Source organism: Paenibacillus sp. NN59 (assembly GCF_057597225.1).
This window is the reverse complement of the sequence record NZ_CP199678.1, coordinates 5,202,903-5,225,543: the sequence shown is the minus strand read 5'-3', so window position 1 is coordinate 5,225,543 and position 22,641 is coordinate 5,202,903. Positions and strand designations below refer to the sequence as shown.

Genomic DNA, 22,641 nt, shown 5'->3' with positions numbered 1-22,641 from the left:
TGTAGAAAGATGGCTAAAAAATCAAAGGTCGTGCGTGAGAAACAACGTCAGGCAATCGTAGCGAAGTATGCGGATCTACGCCGGGAACTGAAGGAAAAAGGTGATTATGAGGCGCTGCAAAAGTTGCCCCGTAACGCATCACCAACGCGATTAAAAAGTCGTTGCGAGATCACTGGTCGTCCGCGTGGATATCTGCGCAAATTCAAAGTTTCCCGGATCAAATTCCGTGAACTGGCTCATCAAGGTCAGATTCCGGGTGTTACCAAGTCCAGCTGGTAAGATGATAAGCGGAGTACTCGATAAGGAGGTCTCTCCCATGTTGGATATGTTTACGCAGCGGCGTATTGTATCCTTGATGAACGGTTATGTCCATGAGAAAGTACCGGCAGAGCTACGGACGATGGTGAAGTTAACCTATGAAATGAAGGATAATGAGTTGATTCTCAATGAAGAACGTCCTGCTGGACAACGACATCAGTGGGAGCGAATGCCGATCGCTCGCTTTTACTGGGAGGGAAACCGGTGGAAGGTGTACGCTAGCGATGATCAGCACAGCTGGAGTCCGGCGGACATTGTTGTGCCATGTTTCAATTTCGAGGATGCGTTGGAGCAAGTGGAACGTGATGAATCCGGGATGTTTTGGCGCGAACGTGATTAAACAAATAATGATGCGCTTGGTAATAGAACTGAAATAACTGAAATAACTGAACTAACTAAAATAACTGGAGAAGCTCGCATTGGCTATACGGGGATCGAAATCGTGAACAACGATTGGGGTCCTTTTTTTGTTTTATCGTGGAAGACTGCACATACGGAGATGTAACACCATAATGTTAGACACTGGAACAGGCTGGTAGAAAGAAGAGAAGTGAGAGAGTAGGTGGAACAGCTGATGGTGCGAACAAGTGGAGTATGTGAATGAAACTGCTGCAGTAGGCCCGACTCGTGCACCTGAAATTTTCTAGTCCAAAATTCTAACGATCCCCAGAAACGCTATTCATCTCAAAAAAGCGGGTTTGAAATTCTAACGATCCGTAGAAGCGTTATTTTGCTAGAATTAGCGATTTTGGTGGGGAAATCGGTAATTTTCAGCCGAATAAGCTCTCTGGTGATCGTTAGCGTTAGGAAGTGCAGGTGGAGTAGCAGTCATTTGTTGAAGAGAAGACATTGAACGTACTAGAGTACACGGGTTTCCTGCCACCGTAGACCGTACAACCATGCTACTATCTACACACTGCCATCCTTCCCCCTCTATCCCCGTTCACAACTCCTCCTTCATTCGTACACACTCCAAGCTACGCACCTCTCCCACAGCTATGCCTCGAATAACACTTCGCCCGTACGCGATACGTCATATCCTTCAAATGCTCGCAGTTCTTGTCTGAACTCTGGAGATCGGAGGATGTGCAGAACGGATTCAATCCAGGCCTCGTTCCCCTGTTTTCTCAGCATGACCAAGTCGTAGCGCTCCTGCACGAGAGGAATGAAATCGACTTGCCCGACAAGGCGAGCGGCCTTCTCTATGCCGACACCTACATCGGCTTCGCCGGAGCTGACTTTGGCTGCGACGCCCATATGACTTGTTTCCTCCACATCATATCCGAGTAGTCCGGCAGCAGAAATCCCGTGTAGCCGTAACTGCTCGTCCAGCAGCACTCTGGCGCCAGAACCTTTTTCCCGATTCGCGAGGCGCAGGTTGGATTGGTTTAGATCGGTCCAGTCGTTCAATTGACGGGGATTACCGCGTGGAACATATAGACCGGCAGGGCGAGACAGCAGATTGACAACGACATAGGACCAGCCTGTTAAAATTTTGCGGATATAGGGAAGATTATACTCCCCCGTGTCTCCGTCCAGCAGATGAGTGCTGACCAGGTCGGACTCCCCCCGATACATCGAGATTAGCCCATCCAGACTACCCATGAAGGAGCGAAGAGGACGAATGTCTCGGGATTGCTTCTCCATATGACGCATCAGAATATCCAGACTGACATCCTGACCCGTTATAACGAGATGTCGCGCCGCACCCGCGATGTTCTGACTGTAGCTAGCCGAAGAACTAGCGAATGAAGGTGCAGCAATCATTGGAGAAGGGGACGCTATCCTATGATTAGATGTCATCGCATGCTGAGACTCGCTTTGATCCGTGACTGTGGATAAGCCAGCAACTGGGCTATGCTTCTGGACAGCCTCGGTCGATAGTTGCTCGGTTGTTGTCGTCCCAGGCAAGACATTTGGCCTCGCCTGTGCCGGGGACTGGAGTTGCTTGGAACGGCGTTTGTAAGCATCCAGATCGGCAGCATCGATGCGCATCTGTTTGCCCACTCGGTAGGCGACAAGGTCTCCCTTTTTGATCAAATCATAGACAGTTAGTTTGGATATTTTAAGCAGCTTGGCTATTTCTTCGGTTGTGTAGGATTGCTCCTCCGTCATTAGTGAAGAACCTCCCTCTATATTATAAAGGCGTTAAAATTTTATATTAAAACCCTATATGTGTAGTCCACTCATATACTAATTCTTATTCCCATCGATACAATGGCGTTTCTTGTACTATACCATTATTTGAAGACACGCATAAACCTTAGAACGCACAATAAAAAGCTGACATATTGTCTCGGATGTAGAATGTGATTAATGTCACCTTCCTATTTCGCATGTTCTGTGTATAATTAGTTATAATCAATTATATCTAGTTATAACTAAACATGATATTAAACATAAATATGGGGGAGAACAAATGAACAAACGAATTACATATGTACTTGGAACTATGTCACTGGGGCTGGCGCTTGTACTGGCTGGTTGCGGAGCCAACACAGACACAAACAAGCAAGATGCGGCTTCTTCCGCAACTCAACCAGCAGCTTCTGCACCAGCGGCATCCGGTGAAAAGACAACACCGGCAGCGACTGAGCCACTGGAAAAAGTCGAGCTGACGATATCCGCTGCAGCAAGTCTGACCGATGCAATGAAGGAGATCCAGACGAATTTTGAACAAGCCAATCCCAATATCAGCCTGAGCTTTAACTTCGGAGCGTCCGGTGCATTACAGCAGCAGATTGAGCAGGGAGCACCGGCAGATATTTTTGTATCCGCGTCTGCGAAAAATATGAAAGCCTTGGTTGATGAGAACCTGATTGCCTCAAGCGACCAGAAGAACCTGCTTCAAAATTCATTGGTAGCTATTGTACCGGCGGATGGGACAAGCGCAGTAGCCAGTGAAAAGGATTTAACGAATGATGGCATCAAAACGGTAGCCATTGGCATTCCAGAGAGCGTACCTGCAGGTACTTATGCGAAGGAAGCTTTGACCAATGCGAAGCTTTGGGATCAGCTTGAGAAGAAGCTTGTTCAAGGCAAAGACGTAAGACAGGTTCTTCAATATGTAGAAACAGGTAATGCGGATGCAGGTTTTGTGTATAAAACCGATGCGCTGACTTCCAAGCAGGTAAAGATTGCGTTTGAAGTAGATAAAAACAGTTACACACCTGCCAATTATCCGCTAGGCATCATTGAAGGTACGAAACATCGCACGGAAGCTGAACAGTTCTATGCTTATCTGCAAACACCTGAAGTGCTGGATATCTTTGCGAAATACGGATTTTCGATTCCGAAATGAATATGAACGCGATCGATTGGTCCGTGTTCTGGCCCCCGGTGCGTCTGTCCCTTCAGGTGGCGCTGTTATCCAGCGTTATAGCGGTTGTGGTGGGGGTAGCTGTCGCTTGGAAAATGTCACGTACTACATTTCGCGGCAAAATTTTTCTGGAAACGATTCTGATGCTTCCGCTTGTGCTTCCTCCAACGGTGGTTGGATTCTTGCTACTGGTTATTTTGGGTCGCAGAAGTCTGCTTGGACGCTGGATCGAGGCGATCTTTTCGGCCCCTGTCATTTTTTCGTGGTGGGCTGCGGTCATTGCTTCTGTCGTTGTGGCCTTCCCACTGGTGTATCAGACGATGAAATCCGGTTTTAACGGGGTGGATCGAGACCTGGAGGATGCAGGCAGATCGATTGGAGCTAATGAATGGCAGGTCTTCCGCTACATTACGTTGCCACTGGCAGGCAGAGCGTTGATGACAGCTTTTATTTTGGGTTTTGCCCGTGCACTGGGGGAGTTTGGCGCAACATTGATGATCGCTGGCAACATTCCAGGCAAAACACAGACGGTGCCAACGGCCATTTATGTCGCTGTGGATTCAGGAAATCAGACGATGGCCTGGGCTTGGACGATATCGATTGTTATCATCTCTTTTCTAATGTTACTTATGACGAGACAGCAGCGCGATAGCAAAGCATCCTTTTAGTTTAAATAACTTGCGAATCATTGGTAATAATCTGCTGTAATAGGCAAAATGATATAAAACCCGCTAAGAGAATTTATTCTCGGATTGCGGGTTTTTATTATGAATCTGATGACATATGTCCTCAAAAGGGATGAAAATCATCATTATGGAAAAGTAAAGCCCTTTTGAGCGAAAAAAAACAAATATTTTCCCGAAATTTTACCTTTCAGCACTCGCTTTCCATGGGCTTGTTCCTGTAAAATAGGAGGTAACTGATTCCAGCCAAGCATTGAAATAAGGAGAGACGACGATGAAGACTAAACCTGATTGCGACATATCGTTGCAAATCGATGATTATCTGGATCTTTTGCATTTTGCCATCCAAATTCAAGATCAGGAATGGCGCCAGTCCCTTATCCAGCAACTCAAAATATTTCAAACGGCACCGGAGCAGCAACATACTCCTGAAGAAGAATTATGGATGAGATTCGATTATATCAACAGCAAACTAACAGGTCTGTGTCATCAGATCCACGCCGCTCATTCTGTGGATGAACGCAAGAAGTTTGAAGAACGTGTTGGTGTTTTGCAACTACAGCGAGTGGAAGTGGCACGTAAAATCAAATGGGCAAGTCGCAGATAGCACGAAGTAAACAACATTGAAATACTACTTTGAAGTACAACGATGAATTACCCAATTCAAGAACAAAGCCATTCTCCTGTTCAGTCCAGGAGAGTGGCTTTTTTGCTTATGAATAAAAGTTTGCCCTAGTCATTTCCTCAGCTGTTATTTTCCTGGCAGAAGTATGTAATTTGAGGACATCGAAGCCAAGTAATTCATAGGATATGGGGATTATGCAATTTAACGATATAGGCGCAAGCTGGAGTAACTGACGCTCCCGGCCCGGCATATGCTGTAGCAGGCAAATGCTGATAGGCCGGTTTTTTTCTATGGGTGAAGCAGGCCTTAACCGAAAGGAGGAGCACCATGCAGAGCAAAATCGATGAAATTATTAACCATATCGCGCATTCCCACCAGCAGATTGCACGGGTATTGGACGCCAAACGTCAGGTTGCTGTGCGCATGTCGGAGATCATCCACCATTTGCCGGATAACGAGCCGGAACTGGATGGGGTTGAAGGTTTGCTGGACAGCTCGGGACAGATTAACAAAAGCATTATCTCCTACCTGGGAGGGCTTGCGGATCTGGAAGAAGCTGTGGCTGAGACGCTGACCCAGGTTATGCGGGAGATCGCGGTACAAGAGGAAGAATAGGCCCGGAAGGCGGGTGATGAAACATGAGCAGAGAACAAAGTCTCATTCTAATGCTGGATGCTGCAGCCAAAATGCAGTGGAACATTGCGTTAATTCTGGAAGCCAAAGCCATTGAGGCGGAAAAAGTACGGAATTGGACGCTGAATCATCTGAACGGGGACAGCTTTTTAACTCATGGCGATCAGGTTGGTGAACCCCTTAAAATGCATGAGCAACTGGTGGAATTGCTGGAAGGATTAACGCGCATGGAAACGGGACTGTGCAACAACCTTAAAGCCGTGATGGTCCAGAATGACAGCGAAGATGGCGGCGGAATGGACGGGGGCATGTTTGGCGGCATGGATCTCGGGGATCTGGGAAAATGAGTCTGTTGCAGCGTGAGCAGGAGGCCAAACTGGCACTCATCGAATCGATTGCACATAGCCAGCAGGCGCTCGCCCGCATTCTGGACAGTGTAGCCAGTGTGTCTTCTCATTCGGAAGTATCCGCCCGCAGTCTCGCGGAGAATATACGTCTGCTTAGTCGTTATCAGGAAGAGATGTCTCGTATGATCACGGGGATCAGGCTGGCCCGAATTCGCCATGGGGAGCCGGGTCTGCCTTGGCTCAAAGACCCCGGATGTGTCGTTCGTACCGCCGGGGACCTACAGGAGGAATGCTGATATGTTAAAAAAGAAGTCCAGATTAAAATCCAAACGTGCTTTATTAGCGCGTGGTGCCCGCTTGCGTAAGATCCGCAAGTTGCGTGCGCTGAAATCTAAACGTGTCGTTCACAAGCGCACTGGCAAAGGACGTAGCGCGTGGCTGAAAAAAAAGAAACGTACGGTGCAGAGGTACCGGAACAAAAAACTTGTTCGACCTGTCGCCCCGGTTACCCCTACCGATCCAAACCCGGACAGTGCGTACAGTCAGGGATACAACGAGGCGTACAACGAGGGATTCAACGCGGGTTTCGCCAAGGGATTCGAGGACGGACATCAACTGGCATACAAAGCGCAGTAATCGATGGAGTTGTTCAAGACATAGCTAATACCGACAATGCTATAAAAGATACAGATGATCCGGATAGTTCGGCTAAAGAAAAAAGCGAATGACAACCATATCTCGATGATTGCTTATGGAGAATATACAGGTTAAGGCTACAGCCCGGAGGGACAGATCCCTCCGGGCTATTTGCATGACCGCAGTAGCGGACATGCCCGTGCAGGCGAACATGGAGGGCAGACGCCAATTTTGAGCCTTGCAGGACACCCGTCCATGATGCATCTGACCCCGAGGCATATCCTTTAGAGGGAAGACCAATCTCGTGGAGAGTCAGGAATGAGATCTCCTTGAAGGAAGACAGGGTGAAGAATGTGGCAAAACGAAGACACCGCCCGCTGACTGAAGCGGAGGCGGCCTACCGCGGCGGATATGCAGAAGGCCGCAGGTTTGGCGGCTGTCAGGCCATCATGGAGCGGGTGCAACCGTTCGAACCGACCCTGCGGGACATGAAGGTACTGTATATCCCGCAGGGATTCGATGCCATTGATCAGGGTGTCATTCTGGCACTGCAACAGTCGGTTCGAGAATGCGTTGTTGGATCGCCAGCAGCGATGTTGCAAGAAGCCAGCCAACACCGGCCTGATGTTGTTCTTGTGATGAACGGTCTGCACGTATTTCCCGAGAATCACCTGGAGCAGGTGAAGGGAATACGTGAACTGGGGATTAGGACGGCGGTATGGTTTGTCGATGATCCCTATTTCACGGAGGATACCGCGACCATCTGTCAGCATTACGACATCGTGTTTACTCATGAAGAGGCAGCTGTGCCCTTCTACACAAACCAGGGAGCAAGGCGGGTCATTTACATGCCACTGGCAGTAAATCCAGGCATGTATCATCCGCGCCGCACCGAGCCGCAATATCAGTACGATGTTTGCTTTATTGGCACTGGATTTTGGAACCGGATTGATCTGTTTAATCAGCTTGCACCTTACCTTGCGGATAAAAAAGTGTTCATTGCCGGAAGTCAGTGGAATCGGTTGGCACGGCTGGATGTACTGGGGCAGTTCATTCACGAAGGATGGATTGACCCGGAGGCAACGGTTGATTATTACAATGGCGCCAAAATCGTGATTAACGTACACCGAACTTGCGAGAATGGTGAGGATAATCGAAACACCCATCATTTACAGGGGAGATCGATCAATCCGCGCACCTATGAGATCGGTGCCTGTGGCACGATGCAGATTACTGACACTCGCGGAGATTTGCCCCGTTATTATCAGCCAGGGTATGACATTGAAACGTTCTCCTCAGCGGCAGAATTGCAGCGCAAGATCCACTATTACTTGCATCATGAAGAAGAACGCCAGACTCTCGCTTGGCGAGGTCTGCTCACTACCATGAATCGTCATACGTTTAACCGCCGCATTACCGAGTTGTTAGGACATCTGTAGTGTCTCTTCAGTGGAAGGGCAACCTCAGGAAGCAACGTTATCCCAAATAAAAAGGAGTGGCGGTATGTCTATCAAACACCGTAAAACGAGAAAGGTTCATCAACCACCTATACTCAGCCTGGCAGATCAGGCTCGTAAAAATGGAAGGCAGGCCGGATTTGACGCAGGCAAAGAAGAAGGGTATCTGCGGGGCCGCGCCAACTATATTGTAAATTGTGCTCAGGAGCCGCTACCTTTCCGGCAACTTCATGTGCTCTATGTTTCTTCGGGTAAAGGCTTCCCTTACTCTCCGCTCGATGAAGCCATTATGTCTACGCTACAGGGGATGGTTGCTCAGGTGACGCTGTCTGATCCTCGCCAGCCGGTCTCTCAAGTGGCACTGGAAACCCGTCCAAACCTGGTGCTTGTGCTGGACGGGATGGATATCCCTATCGAGCAGATCGATGCCATACGCCAAGCGGGTATTCAGACGGCGATCTGGCTCACAGACGATCCGTATTATACGGATATGACTCTGGAGATCGTGAAGCATTATGATCATGTATTCACACTGGAACTGAATTGTGTAGAACTGTATCGCCAGCATGGCTGCGCATCCGTGCATTATATGCCTTTTGCCGCTTTTACGAACCACTACTTCCCAATCACAACCCCTTCCCCACTGAAAAGAGATGTCAGCTTTATCGGCTCGGCATACTGGAACCGCGTATATTTCTTCAACCCGATTATGCCGCAACTCATGTCACATAATACGGTCTTTAACGGCATCTGGTGGGATCGACTGCCTGACTATACGGCTTATGGCGAGAAAATTGAGCTGGGTCGCTGGATGAGTCCTCAAGAAACAAATGATGTGTACAACGGCACCAAAATCGTTATCAATCTGCATCGCTCCCATGAGGATGACTCAGTCAACAATAATCAGATCAAAATTCCGCCAGCCTCACCAAACCCGAGAACGTTCGAGATTGCCGCCAGCACAACATTGCAGTTAACCGATGCACGCGACGATCTGGCGCGTTTCTATAAACCAGGGGTAGAGATCGAAACGTATTCTTCACCGCAAGAAATGCTTGAGAAAGTCGATTATTACCTCGCACATGAGAAAGAGCGGCGTGAGATTGCCCTGCGTGGGCTTGAACGGACATTAAAAGATCACACGTATGATCGAAGAATCAATGAGTTGCTAAGCATTATATTCCCTTAATCTCGGCCAGGAGGAGGTGTGCACAGTGCCCCGTATCAGCTTGTCTGTTGTATACGGGGTCCGTGTGCGGCCATGGCAATGAAACCAAAACTAATGCTGTTTTCCCATGTGTGTAATACCCGCAGTATTACAGGAGCGGAGAAGCTTTTGCTTCATTTTATGAGAGAGATTGGCACGATCTTTGAATGTGTGCTTGTTGCGCCGCAGGAAGGGAAACTTACCGGGCTCGCACGAAGGTTTGGCATTCAGGTTCATATATGTAATTTGCCGATGCTTCATGGTGTGTACACACCGTATCAGGGGATTGCACAAGATGCGGAACATCTGCGGCACACTCCGGCATTTCAGGATGCGCTCTGGCTGATCCGAAGTCACGAGCCGGATATGGTTTTGACTAATACCTGCGTGAATGTCATGCCTGCTGTAGCGGCAAAATCGCTCGGGATTCCAGTCATCTGGAAAATTACCGAGATTATTCAAACGAATGAGCACACACCTGAAGCGATCCAGATGATTGGCCGGTATGCAGACTGGATTATCGGAATTTCCGAGACGGCAGCGTTACCGTTCAAACAAGCAGGTATGAGTGACAGGGTGACGATTATTCCTCCGACATGGGAGCCTGCTCTGCCTGCACCGGACCGCTGGCTTCATCTGCGTGAGCGAAAACGTAAGGAGCTTAGATACAAGTCTTCGCACACCTGTATCGGTTATATTTCTTCCTTTATATATGATGCCAAAGGTTTAAAGCCCTTTGTTGATATGGCACTGAAGCTGTGTGAGACCCATTCACGCTGTCGCTTCTGGATCATAGGCGCACCGTCAGACAAAAAGTATTACGACGAATGTGTTTATCAGGTGAAACGCTCCGGGTATGCAAGGCGCTTTACGTTTACCACGTTTGAGGAAAATGTATCGTTGGCCTACTCCGCAATGGATATCGTGGTCATTCCCAGCATGGTAAAAGAAGGCTTCGGTATGACTGCGCTAGAGGGGCTTTATTTTGCCAAACCAGTCATCGCTTTTGCCCAGGGTGGCCTCAGTGAATTGATGGAATCCGTAGGCAGCGGTGCATTTCTGGCTCCGCCCGGGGATAGTGATGCACTCGTTACGCTGGCTACGACATTGCTGAATGATTCCGAGCTTGCTTCCGATACCGGATGGCGTAACCGGACAGAAGCGGAAAAGCTGTACGGAATCGAAACCTACCGGGTGAAGTTGCATACGATGGTCACACAGTGGTTATTGCGTTTTCCCGGATGGTTCACATATATCCAGCCACCGAGTGGTCCTGTGCTGGCGTGGGGAGAAGGCGGACTGCGTACAGTGATGAATCCCGATCCGGCCCTTATTCGAACGTTGTTGCTTCCAGAGAGTATTGTACAGCTTCTTCCTCGTTCTTCGTTGCCTCCGATAACCGTAACACAGCAGGGAGAGGGGGCAGGGAAACCCCGCGAAGAAGATCAACGGACTGAGCCAGAAATTCTTGTAGGTAAACGCCGTAAAAGAAAGATTCCCGCTTCTCGCCGCAAGCTCAAAGAGTTGAAACGAACGATTCAAACCGGGAAGAAGAGCCGTTCGGCTCGTACTCGTAAAGTCAAAAGGCGGCACACATCTGCCTCGAATTTGTCCACTCGCAGACGCTCTTCCAGGAACAAACGACGTAGCCGGACGGCACGCAAAGGTTCCAAGTCACGGTAATAGACAAGGTTCATAATACACGTTAAAAGAGAGGGACTTTAATACAAGAAAAGGGGTTTCTAACACACGACAGAAGGCAGGGATGACGATGAAGATCATGACGGTGCTGGGTACGAGACCTGAGATTATTCGACTCAGCCTGATCATTTCCAAGCTGGACCAGTATGCGTCCAAACATATTCTGGTGCACACGGGACAGAACTTCACAGAAAGTCTCAGCGGTCTTTTTTTCAAGGAAATGGGTCTGCGTGCCCCGGATTACGTTCTTCAGGATGAAGCCGCCTCATTGGGGCGACAGCTCTCCTCCATGTTTACTCAAATGGAAGATTTAATTCAGCAGGAGAAGCCTGACAAATTGCTCCTGCTTGGAGACACCAACAGCGCTTTGTGTGCGGTACTTGCTGAACGTATGGGCATTCCGGTAATTCATATGGAGGCTGGCAATCGCTGCTTCGATCTGGATGTACCAGAGGAGAAAAACCGCCGCGTGATTGATGCGATCTCGACCATTAACATGCCTTACACCGAACAAAGTAAGAAACATCTTGTCAGTGAAGGTGTGCCTAGCCGCCGCATTGTGCTTACGGGCAATCCGATTTACGAGGTAATGGAACATTACGGTCCACAGGTCAATGCCAGCAAAATTTTGAAAAAACTCAAGCTGAAGCCCGGACAATATTTTCTCGTTACCGCTCACCGAGCTGAAAATGTCGATCACCCTCCTCATCTGCTGGAGATTATGAAAGGGCTAAATCAAGTCGCGGAGGAACATGGGCAACGCGTGATATGCAGCATTCATCCGCGAACAGCGATTCGCATTGCCGAACATCTGCAGCTGGAGATGCATCCGCTGGTGGAATTCCATGAGCCGTTTGGATTTTTCGACTTTGTCATGCTGGAGCGACATGCACGCTGTGCGCTCACAGACAGCGGAACGGTTCAGGAGGAATGTTGCATCATGGGGGTGCCTACCGTAACGATGCGTCGCACGACAGAACGTCCGGAAACGGTAGACTGTGGCAGCAATGTGGTCTCCGGCCTGGATGCCGCGCGCATTGCGGATTGTGTGAACGTGATGACCAAACTGCCAAATGACTGGGATTGTCCGCAAGGTTACAAGGCAACAGATGTGTCCAGTAAAGTGGTCAAATTTCTGCTTGGAGGGAAAATGCATGTTTGAAAATAAGCGTATACTCGTGACTGGCGGTACGGGATCATGGGGGTATGAGCTTGTCGCTCAACTGTTGCCCCAGCAGCCAAAAGAAATTATTGTGTACTCTCGCAACGAGTCCAGTCAGGTAGCGATGAGTCGTGATTTTGAAGACCCGCGCCTTCATTTCCGCATTGGTGATATTCGTGACAAGGATGCCTTGACGGCGGCCTGCCAGCATGTGGACTATGTTTTCCATCTGGCTGCACTCAAGCATGTACCGGTATGTGAAGACCAGCCGTATGAAGCACTCAAAACAAATGTGATCGGCACACAGAATGTCATTGAAGCGGCGATTGAAAATAAAGTGAAAAAAGTCATCTATATTTCGACCGACAAAGCGGCCAATCCTTCGAACTTCTATGGAATGACCAAGGCGATCGGTGAGAAATTGATTGTTTATGCGAACCTGCTTCATAGTGATACGAAGTTTGTCACGGTACGGGGCGGCAATGTGCTCGGCACCAACGGCAGTGTAGTGCATCTGTTCAAAAACCAGATTCGCCAAAAAGGCCAGGTATCCATTACGGATATGGGCATGACCCGGTTCTTCCTTACACTTAAGGACGCGATCAAACTTCTGTTCAAAGCCTCGGTAGAAAGTGTTGGCGGCGAAATCTTTGTTATGACGATGCCAACATGCAAGATTGTCGATCTTGCCGAGGTTCTCATTGAAGATTCCGGTGTGGAAAACGTAGCGATTGTAGAACGCGGCGTTCGTCCAGGTGAGAAAATCCATGAAATTCTGATGAGTGAATTCGAGAGCATGACGACGGTTGTCTACGACGAACAGTATCTGGTGATTTTGCCTACGCTCGGCATCCCAGGATTACGTGAACATTACACCAACTGCCCACCGGTGCCATACAGCAGCTTTAGTTCCGAGCACCAACTTATGACCAAAGAAGAGATTCGTGAAATTCTGAAGCGCGGAGGGTTTCTATCATGAAGCTGCTGATTCTTGGGGGAAACGGAATGGCCGGCCATATTCTGGTCGACTATTTCCGCCGTCAAGGTGTGCACAGCGTCTTCTACACCACGCGGGACGTGACTGACCCGAATGGGTTGATCCTGGATGTGAATGACAGCTTCATGGTCGACAGGCTTGTAGAAGCGGTGCACCCGGACGTCATCATTAACGCGGTTGGTGTGCTGAACAGCTTCGCGGATGAAGATAAAATTGGTGCCTATCATATCAACGGTTTTCTGCCGCATCGTCTGCGGCGGATGGCCGATTCCATTGGTGCACGTCTAATCCATATCAGCACAGACTGTGTATTCAGCGGTGATCGCGGAGCATATCGGGAGGATGATGTGACGGACGGTACGTCCTCCTATGCGATTACGAAAGCACTCGGTGAGGTGCAGGATGAAGGGCATCTGACGATACGGACGTCCATTATTGGACCTGAAATCCGGCAGGGTGGTATCGGTCTGATGCAGTGGTTTATGTCCAGCACGGGTGAAGTTGGCGGGTACACACGTGTCTTCTGGAATGGCGTAACCACACTTGAACTTGCCAAATGGGTAGACCATTATCTGGATTCTCCAGTCAGTGGCCTGATCCATCTTGCTCATCCTTCACCACTCAGCAAACATGATCTGCTTGTGTTGTTCCAGCAGGTCTGGAACAAACAGGATGTGAAGATTATACCGGATGATAGCATGGTTCAGGATCGCACGCTGGTATCCACCCGTGAGGATGTGAAGACAAACCTGCCGGACTATTCAACTATGCTGAAGGAGCTGGCATTATGGATGGAGCAGAGCTGACGGGCAAAAAAGTACTAATTACAGGCGCCTCCGGTTTTACAGGACGACATGCTGTAACCTATTTTCAAGGTGCCGGTGCGGATGTTGTGGCCGTTGTAAGGCGGCCGGATGTATATTCGTTTGGTAAAAACGTGGACGTATATGTCTGTGATCTCAATAATAAGGAACAAGTTCGTGAACTGATTCAGGAGATCGAGCCGGATTATGTGCTTCATCTCGCTGGCAAAAACTCGGTACCGGATTCCTGGGCTGATCCACTGTTAGTGCTCGAAACGAACGTAATGGCGGTGCTATACCTGCTGGATGCTCTACGCATCTGTCCGAAGGCGAGAACGGTAATTGTAGGGTCCAGACTCAAGTACACACCGGAACCTGGGCGCATACCCCAGCCACCACATCCATACAGCTTGAGCAAGGCGCTGGAAGAGATGGTATCACTGTCTTGGAAGTCCCTGTTCGGTCAGCAGATCATGCTGGCAGAACCGGGTAATCTGATTGGTGCCGGGCCCTCTACGGGCATCTGCTCTCTGCTTGCCCGCCATGTGGTTGCTTGTGAGCAGACGGGCAAAACAGAAGCGTTTCGTCTATCCGGGCGAGATAATACACGTGATTTTCTGGATGTGCGGGATGCGGTTCGCGCGTATGCTACCTTACTGGTGCATGGCACCAGCGGAACCGTATATCCGGTGGTGTCCGGGGTGGAACGGAGCCTTGGCGAGATCGCTGATCTGTTGATATCGATGACAGAAGCCAAAGTACCGATCCGCTGGGATGGTACTTCATCTGGGCCGGATGGAGCAGGGAAACAAGAGGAAATGTCGGAACTGCGCAAATTGGGCTGGCAACCGCAGATCTCATTTGAGGCATCACTACGCGATATTTTGAGTGATGTTCGTACCCAACAAGGGAGGACAACAGGATGAATCCGCGTGTATCGATTGTGATTCCGTTCTACAATTGTCCTTATGTGCCAATGGCAATTCAGAGTGCACTGGATCAAACCTATCCAGAGGTCGAGATTATCGTTGTTAACGACGGCTCCACAAGACATGCGGAGCTGCTCCAGCCCTATCTCCCATGGATTAATGTACTTGGCAAAAGCAACGGCGGCACCGCCTCTGCACTGAATCACGGCATTCGGCATGCTTCGGGGGATTATGTGGCTTGGCTGAGCTCAGATGATTTCTTTTATCCTGATAAAATTCGTTACCAGCTTGAATTCATGCAACGTGAAAATGTTCTGGTCTCCCATACGAATTTTCACTATATCAATGAACATTCGGCGGTGACCAAAATGCATGGCGGGCCTGAGCCGATGTCTGAACTGGATTGTCTACGCCGTTTTAATGGCGGTAATCCGGTCAACGGATGCACGGTCATGATTCGTAAGGATCTATTCAGCGGCGTAGGGCTGTTTGATGAACTGTTGCCTTATACGCATGATCTGGATCTATGGCTGCGAATGCTGCTTAATGGTCATCGCTTCCCGTACCTGAATGAGCCGCTAACGGCGTATCGTTGGCATGGGGGGATGGGATCGGTGCGTCATGCGGACGTGATCGGCAGAGAAGCGTCCATGGTCTGGTCGAGGTATCGCGAACCGTTGTTGCAGCGTATTGCTGCACTCGGCGGGTAGCGTAAGGGGCCGTTATGAAGCCGCGTAGCGTGCTGATTAGCGGCTTCTTTGGCGCAGCCTTTTGGTAAGAGAGAGGTTAGGATATGGGACGTACGCATAATCATGAGCTCTATATGCATGAGGATGCCGAAGGCTGTGACGGTTCTGCAATACGCTGCAAAATGTACGTTCACCCTGCTGTGAATGCCCGATACTGCGGGTTGAAACCTTCATATACTGGAGGAGACGCAAGAGTTTGCTTTGCACAGATTTGAGGAGGAAGGGGATGCCCGGATGGAGCCGAAGGTTTCGATCGTGATTCCTTTTTATAATTGTCCGTATATCGAGCAGGCCGTTCACAGTGCCCTTCACCAGACGTATCCGCATATTGAGGTGATCGTGGTGGATGATGGGTCGACCAAACATGTGGAGCGGCTACAGCCGTTTATGGAAGAGATTCATTATATTCGCAAAGAGAATGGCGGCACAGCGACCGCACTTAACGAAGGCATCAAACATGCAACAGGAGACTATTTTGTTTGGCTCAGCTCGGATGATGTGATGCTGCTGAATCGGGTGGAAAAACAGTTGAGGTTTATGCTTGATGTCCAAGCATCGTTCTGTCATGGGGCGTATCATTACATCAATGAACATGGCGAATGGCTGGATACGGTGCAGCCTGAGGTGGGAAGCCGTCTGGAAATGTTGCAGGTGCTGATGGAAGGCTGCCCGATTAATGGATGTACGGTAATGGTGGAGATGGAGGCGTTTGAGCGCTTTGGGGTGTTCGACACGGATTTTCGGTATACGCATGATTATGAGATGTGGCTGAGATTATTCCCGATGTATGAGCTGTTTTACTTTAATGAACCACTGATGTGTTACCGGCTGCACGAGTCGATGGGTACGAAACGTCATTTCAAGGAACTGGTCGCGGAGATGGAACGTGTTCAGGAGAAACACCGTCCAATCTTGCTTAATTTGTTGCACGTTGGCGGGTATTGGAAATGATGGACGATTGCAATTGTAGGTCTATCTAGCAGAGCAACATGGATCAGCAGGATGATTAGCTAAAATACGGAGTATGAGGAGCGAACACCTGAGCAGCAGTGGAAGATGCTACTCAGGTATTCGCTCTTTTTTTGAAAAGGATGAGATAGCGAAATTCCTGTATAATGAACGGTGACTTGTACATAGAAGGGACTGAATGATGCGCAGATATCAATATTGGATAACCGGACTATTAAATAATAATAATGGAGGTTAACGTATTGATTACCGAATTACACACGACAAGACTACAATTAAGTCAAATGAAAGCTTCCGACTCGACTGAGCTCTTTCAGGTATGGTCTGACCCAGAGGTCGCCATGTTTATGAATATTTCCCCGTTCTCGGATGAAAAACAAGCGCTGGAGATGATTCAGTTGCTCGCTGATCTGGCTAAGGAAAAAAAGGCTATCCGCTTCTCCATTATTGAAAAGGAATCGGGTGTGATCATGGGCTCCTGCGGTTATAACTATCTTGATAATGAACAAGCTAGAGCCGAGATCGGGTACGATCTGGCCAAAGCTTACTGGGGTAGAGGGTATGCAATGGAGGCTGTATCTGCTCTATTAACTCACGGCTTCTCTTCTTTGAAACTCAATCGGATTGAGGCAAAAGTTGATCCCCGTAACGTGAGCTCTATTAAACTGCTGGAGAAGCTAGATTTCACGCGGGAAGGAACGTTGAGAGGTTACGAGAGAGCAGGAAGTGGAGCAGAACCAGGTTCGAGGGATACGTTTAATGATCTGTATATGTATTCGAAGTTGGCATCCGATTAATTAGAAAAAAGTTGAGGTATGAGTAGATTATGAAAAAAAGAAGCTACAGATTTAGATCTGTGGCTTCTTTTTGTAATGCTTGCACATTAGCCTTGAAGAGGCTACTCGGAGAGTAATTTTTTAGTCCTTTTCATTCAAAATAACCATGGATACCGGATCGGGAAACACATATCCTTTCGGAAGCTTTTGCATAAGTGCGTTCATCGTCTCGTAATCCACCTCAATGTGGGGCGTGGAGACGGGAACGGAAAACCAGCGATTATACAGATCACTTGGAACAAGCAAGGTCATGCCCGGAGTCCTCCTCTATAGATCGCTTCTTGATATACATCCAGTGTACGTAATCCCATTTCTTCCAAGGAGCGATGCTGTTCAGCCCATGATTTGGCGGCGGCTCCTACCTTTTTGCGAGTTGCATCATCCTCAAGCAGCGCATGCAGCAGCTCGCTGAGTGAATCGGCATCTTGCGTGGGAACGACCCACCCGGTGTGCCCCGGTTCAACCATTTCGGGCATGCCCGCTGTGCCGCTGACGATGACGGGAACGCCTGCAAGCTGTGCTTCGGTAACAGAAAAAGGCTGTGTGTCCTGAAGGCTTGGCTGCACATAAATGTCCGCATGTTTGAGAAAAGAAGGGATGTTGTCCAGCTTGCCCCAGAATATAATATCTTCGGCAATACCAGCGTTAGAAGCCTGACCACGTAACTCATCCAGCAGATTGCCTTCTCCTGCAATCCAGCACACCCAATCCGAACGTTTGGTCTTCAGGCTGGCGAGCGCCTTGATCAGCACATGAACCCCTTTGATATATTCAAGTCTTCCGGTAAAAGCAATAACCTTCTTGCCCGCAGGTGCGCGATGAGGGAACCTGGCAGCGGCAGCTTTACGATAATTCGGCAGATCGACAGCATACGGAATTTGTCTGAATTTGGACTCCGGCACGCCGAGTTCAGTCACCGTGCTTTTAATCCAGTGACTCGACACCAGAATCAATTCAGATTGCGCCGCGCTGCGTTGCTCCAGTGAGAGGAAATAACGTCCGCGTTTGGATTGCAAATAGGCAGATAGTGTTAACTGTGGATTGGAATTTTGCTCATCGTAGAACGCTTCGCGAGCAAGAGCTCCATGGTAACTTGTAACGAGCGGTATGTTTCGCTTCATAATCCGTTTGATCGCTACAGCTGCAACAGGGTCTTGAGCATGAATAACGTCATACTGTTCCACGCCAAGATAGGAAGCAGCCATCTCAAAAGCATATCTGTTCAATTCGTAATAAGCCAGCAGTGAGTCAGCTGTGAATTGTGGAAGGTCGTTTGGGTTAAGCTTGGCTTGCAACATGGGCCATACCAGATCTTTCGAGAAAGAACGATTGAGATTACGAACATATACTTCATTTTTGGCGCTGTTTGTGCCCATGATATCCACTTCAACACCGAGGGCACCGAGTCTGTCGGCGAGTTGTTTAATATATGTCCAGATGCCTCCCATATGTGTAAGTTCCCAATACGTAACGAGCAGAACTCTCATAATGACCTCCTTGTCGCGGCCTGCACAGGCCGAACTCCTATCCTGTTATTCTATGAAATAAACGGGAGTTCAGGTCGGGCATCCGTTGCAATCCTTAAAATTAGGTGACTGTACATGCCAATGGACGAGAAGAAACATATTCTGTCTACAGGGAGAATTGCGAAGAATTCAGGCTCCGCAGGAGGGATACAAGATGGCCGTATATATTATCCAGATGCATGAGAATTTGCTTCAGACGTTTATTCCTGTGAAATATATGGATGTGGAAGTTGCTTATGTTGGAGATGGGGAAGGAACAGATATATACGTTGGAGTAGGCGGAATTTACGGAGAAATGTACCGAAACTTATTTCATGTAAACCCAGGCTCCGGGACGGCAGCAAATAGTTATGTCATTCATAATCTGAATGTGTCTGGCAAAATCTGTGAGTTGAAAATCATAAGTAATAGTTCAGTACCAAACCATCTGTTGATTCGAATCTACTGTCGCAGCGGGGATGGACAGCTCATCGGCGTATTGTCGGAGCATCAGATGATCAAACTTGCTGATTAATGTGTACACAACGATACGGAGCAGGCGAGAGGCCTGCTTCTTTTTTTGTCGTTTTTTTATATAAAACGGTGCCTTGAAAAATAGCTTGACAGCAAAGGTATTTTCATTAAAATTAAACCAGTATAAAACGAAAGTTTAAAACAATGATTTAAAACGATGGTTTGAAACAACCGTCATTATAGGCAGTACGCAGGCCGGGTCACCCTGATGCCATTGCGACGCCGGAAAAGAGAGTGAGTGCGTGAAACAACAAACATCAGTACCACAGGAGACAGAAGAATTTTCAATCAGGACGATTATTCTGCCGCTTCTATCGATTATCGTCGGCATGATTATGGTCATTCTGGACAGCACGGTCGTTAACGTAGCTATTCCAAATCTGGTACAGTACTTCGAGACAGACCTGAAAACCATTCAATGGACAGTTACAGGGTATACACTCGCCTTGTCCGCTGTAATTCCACTAGCAGGATGGCTGACCGACCGTTTCGGGGCCAAAAGAGTATTTTTATTTACGATTGCCATGTTTACCCTTGGCTCTGTATTGTGTTCGATTGCTCAATCACCAGAGCAGTTGATTCTATTTCGTGTCATTCAAGGACTTGGCGGAGGTATGGTTGCTCCAATCGGGATGGCCATGGTGTTTCGTCTGGCTCCGCCAGAACGCAGAGGTTCCATTATGGGGATGCTCGGTATTCCGATGCTGCTTGCTCCTGCGCTCGGTCCGGTATTGTCCGGCTGGTTTATTGAATCGGTCAGCTGGCACTGGATTTTCCTGATTAACCTGCCGATTGGTATTGCGGCTTTCATTCTCTGTGTTCGATTCTTACCGGATACCGACCGTGGCCTTACACCTGCTCTGGATTTGCTGGGAATGATTCTTGCACCAATTGCTTTCTCCATGCTGGCGTATGGTGTAAGTGAAGGCGGCACGAGCTGGACGTCTGCGACAACACTTACGGGCGTTATTGTTGGCGGAGTAGCGCTTATCCTGTTTATTATCGTAGAGCTTCGTCAAAAAAATCCGTTGCTTGAGCTTCGGGTGTTTACCTCTTCCGACTTCTCCAGAGGTATTGTCCTAGCTTGGGTAGCCCAAGTGGCTTTGTTCGGCTCGATGATTCTGATCCCGCTCTACTTGCAGCAGATCAAAGGATACACGGCACTCGAGACAGGACTAATCCTGCTGCCTCAAGCGCTGGCTTCCGGGATTTCCATGCCACTGGGCGGTCGACTGTTTGACAAAATTGGAGCAAGACCACTGGCCTTTGTAGGTCTGGGGATTATTTCAGGAGCGTTGTTTATTTTGTCCTCGATTACAGCTACGACAGGGCTAGGTCTTATTATTACCGTCTTGCTTATGATGGGATTTGGTATGGGCTTGTCCATGATGCCACTGAACACACACGTATTGAATGCGGCACCGCGTAAACTGGTGGCCCGTGTGACACCATTAACTGCTGCTGCGCAGCAGGTTGTTGTTTCCTTTGCGGTAGCGGGTCTTACGGGATTCCTTACTTCTCGTGTGACAAGCAACACAATGGGCACGGAAAAAGCAGATATCGTTAACGGACTGGTGAGCGGATTCAATGATACGTTTCTCCTCGCGGCGTGTATTGCGCTGTTCGGTTGTGTGCTTAGTCTGATTCTGCGTAAACCGAAGCGTACGGCTGAACCGGAACCGGAATTGCAGACAGGAGATAGCCCTGACCCAGCGATGATGATGGGACATTAATAGATTTCCAATATATAACAAATTTAAGGCAGTTCAGAAGCGTATGCTCTGGACTGCCTTTTGATTACCCAATTCTCGATATAACTTGCACTAATTTATTTACACAGAAACGGAGAGGACAGAAAAAACCTGGAAAAGCGGAGCTAAAAGCTTTCTGGAAGAAAGCTGCTTCGGAAGGATTTGCTTCGCCTTTATCACCGGATTTTTCCCTTTGGAAAAGGGAATCCAAAAAATCTGGGGATAACAGCGATTGGATGGTTATTCTGTCATCGGAGTGGTCCGTGTAAATCATACATAGTTCAAGTTAATCAGTCGTTCAATGAAAAATTCTCAAAGCCGTCATCATTTCGCGGAAAGAGGCTGCGTATCGGTCGGGTGAAAAGGATATACTCAGATGCTGTCTTCCCTGGATACGAATATATTCCCGAAGTTTCTTGTTGTTCATTAGATCCATTGCCTCGTTTACTGCGGCATGCACATCGCCAATCGGATAGAATTTACCCGTTTTGTTGTGAGTAATAAATGAACGAACGCCATCCGAATCTGTACTGAGTACAGGGCAACCACAGCTAATGGCTTCGGCTACGGCATAACCGAAACCTTCGAGTAAAGAAGTGGATAACATAATCCCTCCTGAAGCAGCAACCATGGAATAGAAGGTTGGCATTTCCGAGTGGGGAACGTTCACAAAGATCCCGATGCGATCTTCTAATCCATACTCGGCGAGCAGATGCCGAAACATGACCTCATCTTCCGGATTAGCCAAGGTGGGATCGTGGAAGAGCCACAGCCTGGCTTTTGGTTTCTTTTTAATAATCGCATGGGAAATTTCCAGGAACTCACGCCAGTTTTTGTTGTGCTCCAGACGTCCGACCCACGCAAGAACCGGGTAAGGCGGAGTGTCCACAGCGATCGGGGCAAAAGCATCCGTATCCAGCATGTTGGGGATGACAAAACGATGAAGCCAAGGGCAAATATGGATGAACATATCCAGTAGATGATCGGTTGGGGGTATTACAGCAGCATCGCAATGAGCTTGAAGGTAGGGGACGGCCATTTCAATGGTTTCCAGTGCTTGTTCTCGCGTGCCTAGACCTTGTGCTTCAAAAATTATCCGGCCTTTGTAACCCAGACCTCTCAAACGACCAGGCATGGCAATATCCGAAGTGGTAATAATGGCATCATAGTGCTGACTGTGGATTAGATGATGAATATCCTGGTCACTGGATGCGGTGAAAATACGAGTGTCGCTGTTATTCTGCAAGCCTGAACCTGTATTCAAATACAATAGATGTGCCTCTATGCCATGACGTTTCAATACAGCGGTTCGCAGTCGGTTAAGCGTATCCACACCGCCGCTGGGAACATAAAACGTGAACAATACTTTCACACGATTCACCCTCTGACTTTTGGTCAGGAGCTCATTCTCCTGTACTGTATGTTACGTATGACCCAAGGGCGGGGTGTGGGTACAATGTTGAAAGTTCACAATTTAGAC

The 22,641-nt window shown here is 48.5% G+C and carries 25 protein-coding genes; 21 read left to right on the top strand and 4 right to left on the bottom strand.

Going from position 1 to position 22,641, the window contains the following annotated elements; genetic code table 11:
* Positions 1-9: 9 nt before the first annotated feature.
* On the top strand, positions 10-279 hold the full coding sequence (gene rpsN / locus ACT89M_RS22810; protein WP_090919307.1) for a 30S ribosomal protein S14: 270 nt from the start codon (positions 10-12) through the stop codon (positions 277-279).
* A 37-nt stretch (positions 280-316) separates the two neighbouring features.
* Positions 317-658 carry a DUF3024 domain-containing protein gene (locus ACT89M_RS22805; protein ID WP_487344837.1) on the top strand — a complete coding sequence of 114 codons (342 nt, stop codon included), beginning with the start codon at positions 317-319 and terminating at the stop codon, positions 656-658.
* A gap of 656 nt (positions 659-1,314) precedes the next feature.
* On the opposite strand, the gene ACT89M_RS22800 is transcribed toward ACT89M_RS22805, so the two are convergent.
* Positions 1,315-2,433 carry a substrate-binding domain-containing protein gene (locus ACT89M_RS22800; RefSeq protein WP_154891017.1) on the bottom strand — a complete coding sequence of 373 codons (1,119 nt, stop codon included), beginning with the start codon at positions 2,431-2,433 and terminating at the stop codon, positions 1,315-1,317.
* A 304-nt stretch (positions 2,434-2,737) separates the two neighbouring features.
* On the opposite strand from ACT89M_RS22800, the gene modA reads away from it, so the two are divergent.
* The 17 genes from modA to ACT89M_RS22715 all read left to right on the top strand — a co-directional run bounded on the left by modA (position 2,738) and on the right by ACT89M_RS22715 (position 17,332).
* Positions 2,738-3,619: a molybdate ABC transporter substrate-binding protein gene (modA, locus tag ACT89M_RS22795; protein WP_253491634.1), complete on the top strand. Its 882-nt coding sequence runs from the start codon at positions 2,738-2,740 to the stop codon at positions 3,617-3,619.
* Complete coding sequence (gene modB / locus ACT89M_RS22790) at positions 3,616-4,305, top strand: molybdate ABC transporter permease subunit (protein WP_186809759.1); 690 nt, start codon at positions 3,616-3,618, stop codon at positions 4,303-4,305. Before modA ends, modB begins: the two co-directional genes overlap by 4 nt.
* A gap of 289 nt (positions 4,306-4,594) precedes the next feature.
* Positions 4,595-4,927, top strand: a complete 333-nt coding sequence (locus ACT89M_RS22785) for a hypothetical protein (RefSeq protein ID WP_090919294.1) — start codon at positions 4,595-4,597, stop codon at positions 4,925-4,927.
* 345 nt (positions 4,928-5,272) lie between these two features.
* Complete coding sequence (locus ACT89M_RS22780) at positions 5,273-5,560, top strand: nucleoside-diphosphate sugar epimerase (RefSeq protein WP_090919291.1); 288 nt, start codon at positions 5,273-5,275, stop codon at positions 5,558-5,560.
* Between the two features lie 23 nt (positions 5,561-5,583).
* Positions 5,584-5,925, top strand: a complete 342-nt coding sequence (locus tag ACT89M_RS22775) for an alpha-helical endospore appendage domain-containing protein (RefSeq protein WP_145335438.1) — start codon at positions 5,584-5,586, stop codon at positions 5,923-5,925.
* Positions 5,922-6,221, top strand: coding sequence for a hypothetical protein (locus ACT89M_RS22770; protein WP_154891015.1), 300 nt, complete (start codon positions 5,922-5,924; stop codon positions 6,219-6,221). Before ACT89M_RS22775 ends, ACT89M_RS22770 begins: the two co-directional genes overlap by 4 nt.
* 1 nt (position 6,222) lies before the next feature.
* Positions 6,223-6,561 (top strand): hypothetical protein, encoded by a 339-nt coding sequence (locus ACT89M_RS22765; RefSeq protein WP_154891014.1) that lies wholly within the window; start codon positions 6,223-6,225, stop codon positions 6,559-6,561.
* Positions 6,562-6,905: 344 nt separating this feature from the next.
* On the top strand, positions 6,906-8,000 hold the full coding sequence (locus ACT89M_RS22760) for a CgeB family protein (protein ID WP_154891013.1): 1,095 nt from the start codon (positions 6,906-6,908) through the stop codon (positions 7,998-8,000).
* A 64-nt stretch (positions 8,001-8,064) separates the two neighbouring features.
* Positions 8,065-9,207: a CgeB family protein gene (locus ACT89M_RS22755; RefSeq protein ID WP_244159292.1), complete on the top strand. Its 1,143-nt coding sequence runs from the start codon at positions 8,065-8,067 to the stop codon at positions 9,205-9,207.
* Between the two features lie 78 nt (positions 9,208-9,285).
* Positions 9,286-10,908, top strand: a complete 1,623-nt coding sequence (locus ACT89M_RS22750) for a glycosyltransferase family 4 protein (protein ID WP_154891012.1) — start codon at positions 9,286-9,288, stop codon at positions 10,906-10,908.
* Positions 10,909-10,996: 88 nt separating this feature from the next.
* On the top strand, positions 10,997-12,088 hold the full coding sequence (gene wecB, locus ACT89M_RS22745) for a non-hydrolyzing UDP-N-acetylglucosamine 2-epimerase (protein ID WP_090919756.1): 1,092 nt from the start codon (positions 10,997-10,999) through the stop codon (positions 12,086-12,088).
* Positions 12,081-13,067: a polysaccharide biosynthesis protein gene (locus ACT89M_RS22740; RefSeq protein WP_090919276.1), complete on the top strand. Its 987-nt coding sequence runs from the start codon at positions 12,081-12,083 to the stop codon at positions 13,065-13,067. Before wecB ends, ACT89M_RS22740 begins: the two co-directional genes overlap by 8 nt.
* A complete protein-coding gene (locus ACT89M_RS22735; RefSeq protein ID WP_308723096.1) occupies positions 13,064-13,891 on the top strand; it encodes a dTDP-4-dehydrorhamnose reductase family protein in 828 nt (275 codons plus the stop codon). Before ACT89M_RS22740 ends, ACT89M_RS22735 begins: the two co-directional genes overlap by 4 nt.
* Positions 13,873-14,814, top strand: coding sequence for an NAD-dependent epimerase/dehydratase family protein (locus tag ACT89M_RS22730; RefSeq protein WP_154891010.1), 942 nt, complete (start codon positions 13,873-13,875; stop codon positions 14,812-14,814). Before ACT89M_RS22735 ends, ACT89M_RS22730 begins: the two co-directional genes overlap by 19 nt.
* Positions 14,811-15,527: a glycosyltransferase gene (locus tag ACT89M_RS22725; protein ID WP_154891009.1), complete on the top strand. Its 717-nt coding sequence runs from the start codon at positions 14,811-14,813 to the stop codon at positions 15,525-15,527. The genes ACT89M_RS22730 and ACT89M_RS22725 overlap by 4 nt, the downstream gene beginning before the upstream one ends.
* A gap of 273 nt (positions 15,528-15,800) precedes the next feature.
* Positions 15,801-16,517 (top strand): glycosyltransferase, encoded by a 717-nt coding sequence (locus tag ACT89M_RS22720; protein WP_154891008.1) that lies wholly within the window; start codon positions 15,801-15,803, stop codon positions 16,515-16,517.
* A 260-nt stretch (positions 16,518-16,777) separates the two neighbouring features.
* Positions 16,778-17,332, top strand: coding sequence for a GNAT family N-acetyltransferase (locus ACT89M_RS22715; RefSeq protein WP_154891007.1), 555 nt, complete (start codon positions 16,778-16,780; stop codon positions 17,330-17,332).
* 120 nt (positions 17,333-17,452) lie between these two features.
* Here ACT89M_RS22715 and ACT89M_RS22710 read toward each other — a convergent pair whose 3' ends face one another.
* Together ACT89M_RS22710 and ACT89M_RS22705 are read right to left on the bottom strand one after the other, a co-directional pair.
* The gene (locus tag ACT89M_RS22710; RefSeq protein ID WP_167375712.1) at positions 17,453-17,623 is read right to left on the bottom strand and encodes a hypothetical protein; all 171 of its coding nucleotides are present in this window, start codon (positions 17,621-17,623) and stop codon (positions 17,453-17,455) included.
* Positions 17,620-18,858, bottom strand: a complete 1,239-nt coding sequence (locus tag ACT89M_RS22705; protein WP_308723097.1) for a glycosyltransferase family 4 protein — start codon at positions 18,856-18,858, stop codon at positions 17,620-17,622. The genes ACT89M_RS22710 and ACT89M_RS22705 overlap by 4 nt, the downstream gene beginning before the upstream one ends.
* Positions 18,859-19,051: 193 nt before the next feature.
* Between ACT89M_RS22705 and ACT89M_RS22700 the strand changes: the two genes are divergently transcribed.
* Both ACT89M_RS22700 and ACT89M_RS22695 read left to right on the top strand, forming a co-directional pair.
* Complete coding sequence (locus ACT89M_RS22700) at positions 19,052-19,411, top strand: hypothetical protein (RefSeq protein WP_253491655.1); 360 nt, start codon at positions 19,052-19,054, stop codon at positions 19,409-19,411.
* A 241-nt stretch (positions 19,412-19,652) separates the two neighbouring features.
* The gene (locus ACT89M_RS22695; RefSeq protein WP_308723098.1) at positions 19,653-21,143 is read left to right on the top strand and encodes a DHA2 family efflux MFS transporter permease subunit; all 1,491 of its coding nucleotides are present in this window, start codon (positions 19,653-19,655) and stop codon (positions 21,141-21,143) included.
* 316 nt (positions 21,144-21,459) lie between these two features.
* Here the strand turns inward: ACT89M_RS22695 and ACT89M_RS22690 are convergent, their stop codons facing one another.
* A complete protein-coding gene (locus tag ACT89M_RS22690; protein ID WP_186811753.1) occupies positions 21,460-22,533 on the bottom strand; it encodes a glycosyltransferase family 4 protein in 1,074 nt (357 codons plus the stop codon).
* Positions 22,534-22,641 lie beyond the last annotated feature (108 nt).

Coding starts and splice junctions, on each gene's coding strand:
- modA (WP_253491634.1), top strand. CDS start 2,738: ATGAACAAACGAATTACATATGTACTTGGAACTATGTCACTGGGGCTG.
- ACT89M_RS22720 (WP_154891008.1), top strand. CDS start 15,801: ATGGAGCCGAAGGTTTCGATCGTGATTCCTTTTTATAATTGTCCGTAT.
- ACT89M_RS22805 (WP_487344837.1), top strand. CDS start 317: ATGTTGGATATGTTTACGCAGCGGCGTATTGTATCCTTGATGAACGGT.
- ACT89M_RS22775 (WP_145335438.1), top strand. CDS start 5,584: ATGAGCAGAGAACAAAGTCTCATTCTAATGCTGGATGCTGCAGCCAAA.
- ACT89M_RS22780 (WP_090919291.1), top strand. CDS start 5,273: ATGCAGAGCAAAATCGATGAAATTATTAACCATATCGCGCATTCCCAC.
- ACT89M_RS22785 (WP_090919294.1), top strand. CDS start 4,595: ATGAAGACTAAACCTGATTGCGACATATCGTTGCAAATCGATGATTAT.
- ACT89M_RS22770 (WP_154891015.1), top strand. CDS start 5,922: ATGAGTCTGTTGCAGCGTGAGCAGGAGGCCAAACTGGCACTCATCGAA.
- ACT89M_RS22700 (WP_253491655.1), top strand. CDS start 19,052: ATGGCCGTATATATTATCCAGATGCATGAGAATTTGCTTCAGACGTTT.
- rpsN (WP_090919307.1), top strand. CDS start 10: ATGGCTAAAAAATCAAAGGTCGTGCGTGAGAAACAACGTCAGGCAATC.
- ACT89M_RS22740 (WP_090919276.1), top strand. CDS start 12,081: ATGTTTGAAAATAAGCGTATACTCGTGACTGGCGGTACGGGATCATGG.
- ACT89M_RS22730 (WP_154891010.1), top strand. CDS start 13,873: ATGGATGGAGCAGAGCTGACGGGCAAAAAAGTACTAATTACAGGCGCC.
- wecB (WP_090919756.1), top strand. CDS start 10,997: ATGAAGATCATGACGGTGCTGGGTACGAGACCTGAGATTATTCGACTC.
- ACT89M_RS22705 (WP_308723097.1), bottom strand. CDS start 18,858: ATGAGAGTTCTGCTCGTTACGTATTGGGAACTTACACATATGGGAGGC.
- ACT89M_RS22765 (WP_154891014.1), top strand. CDS start 6,223: ATGTTAAAAAAGAAGTCCAGATTAAAATCCAAACGTGCTTTATTAGCG.
- ACT89M_RS22750 (WP_154891012.1), top strand. CDS start 9,286: ATGAAACCAAAACTAATGCTGTTTTCCCATGTGTGTAATACCCGCAGT.
- ACT89M_RS22710 (WP_167375712.1), bottom strand. CDS start 17,623: ATGACCTTGCTTGTTCCAAGTGATCTGTATAATCGCTGGTTTTCCGTT.
- modB (WP_186809759.1), top strand. CDS start 3,616: ATGAATATGAACGCGATCGATTGGTCCGTGTTCTGGCCCCCGGTGCGT.
- ACT89M_RS22755 (WP_244159292.1), top strand. CDS start 8,065: ATGTCTATCAAACACCGTAAAACGAGAAAGGTTCATCAACCACCTATA.
- ACT89M_RS22800 (WP_154891017.1), bottom strand. CDS start 2,433: ATGACGGAGGAGCAATCCTACACAACCGAAGAAATAGCCAAGCTGCTT.
- ACT89M_RS22735 (WP_308723096.1), top strand. CDS start 13,064: ATGAAGCTGCTGATTCTTGGGGGAAACGGAATGGCCGGCCATATTCTG.
- ACT89M_RS22725 (WP_154891009.1), top strand. CDS start 14,811: ATGAATCCGCGTGTATCGATTGTGATTCCGTTCTACAATTGTCCTTAT.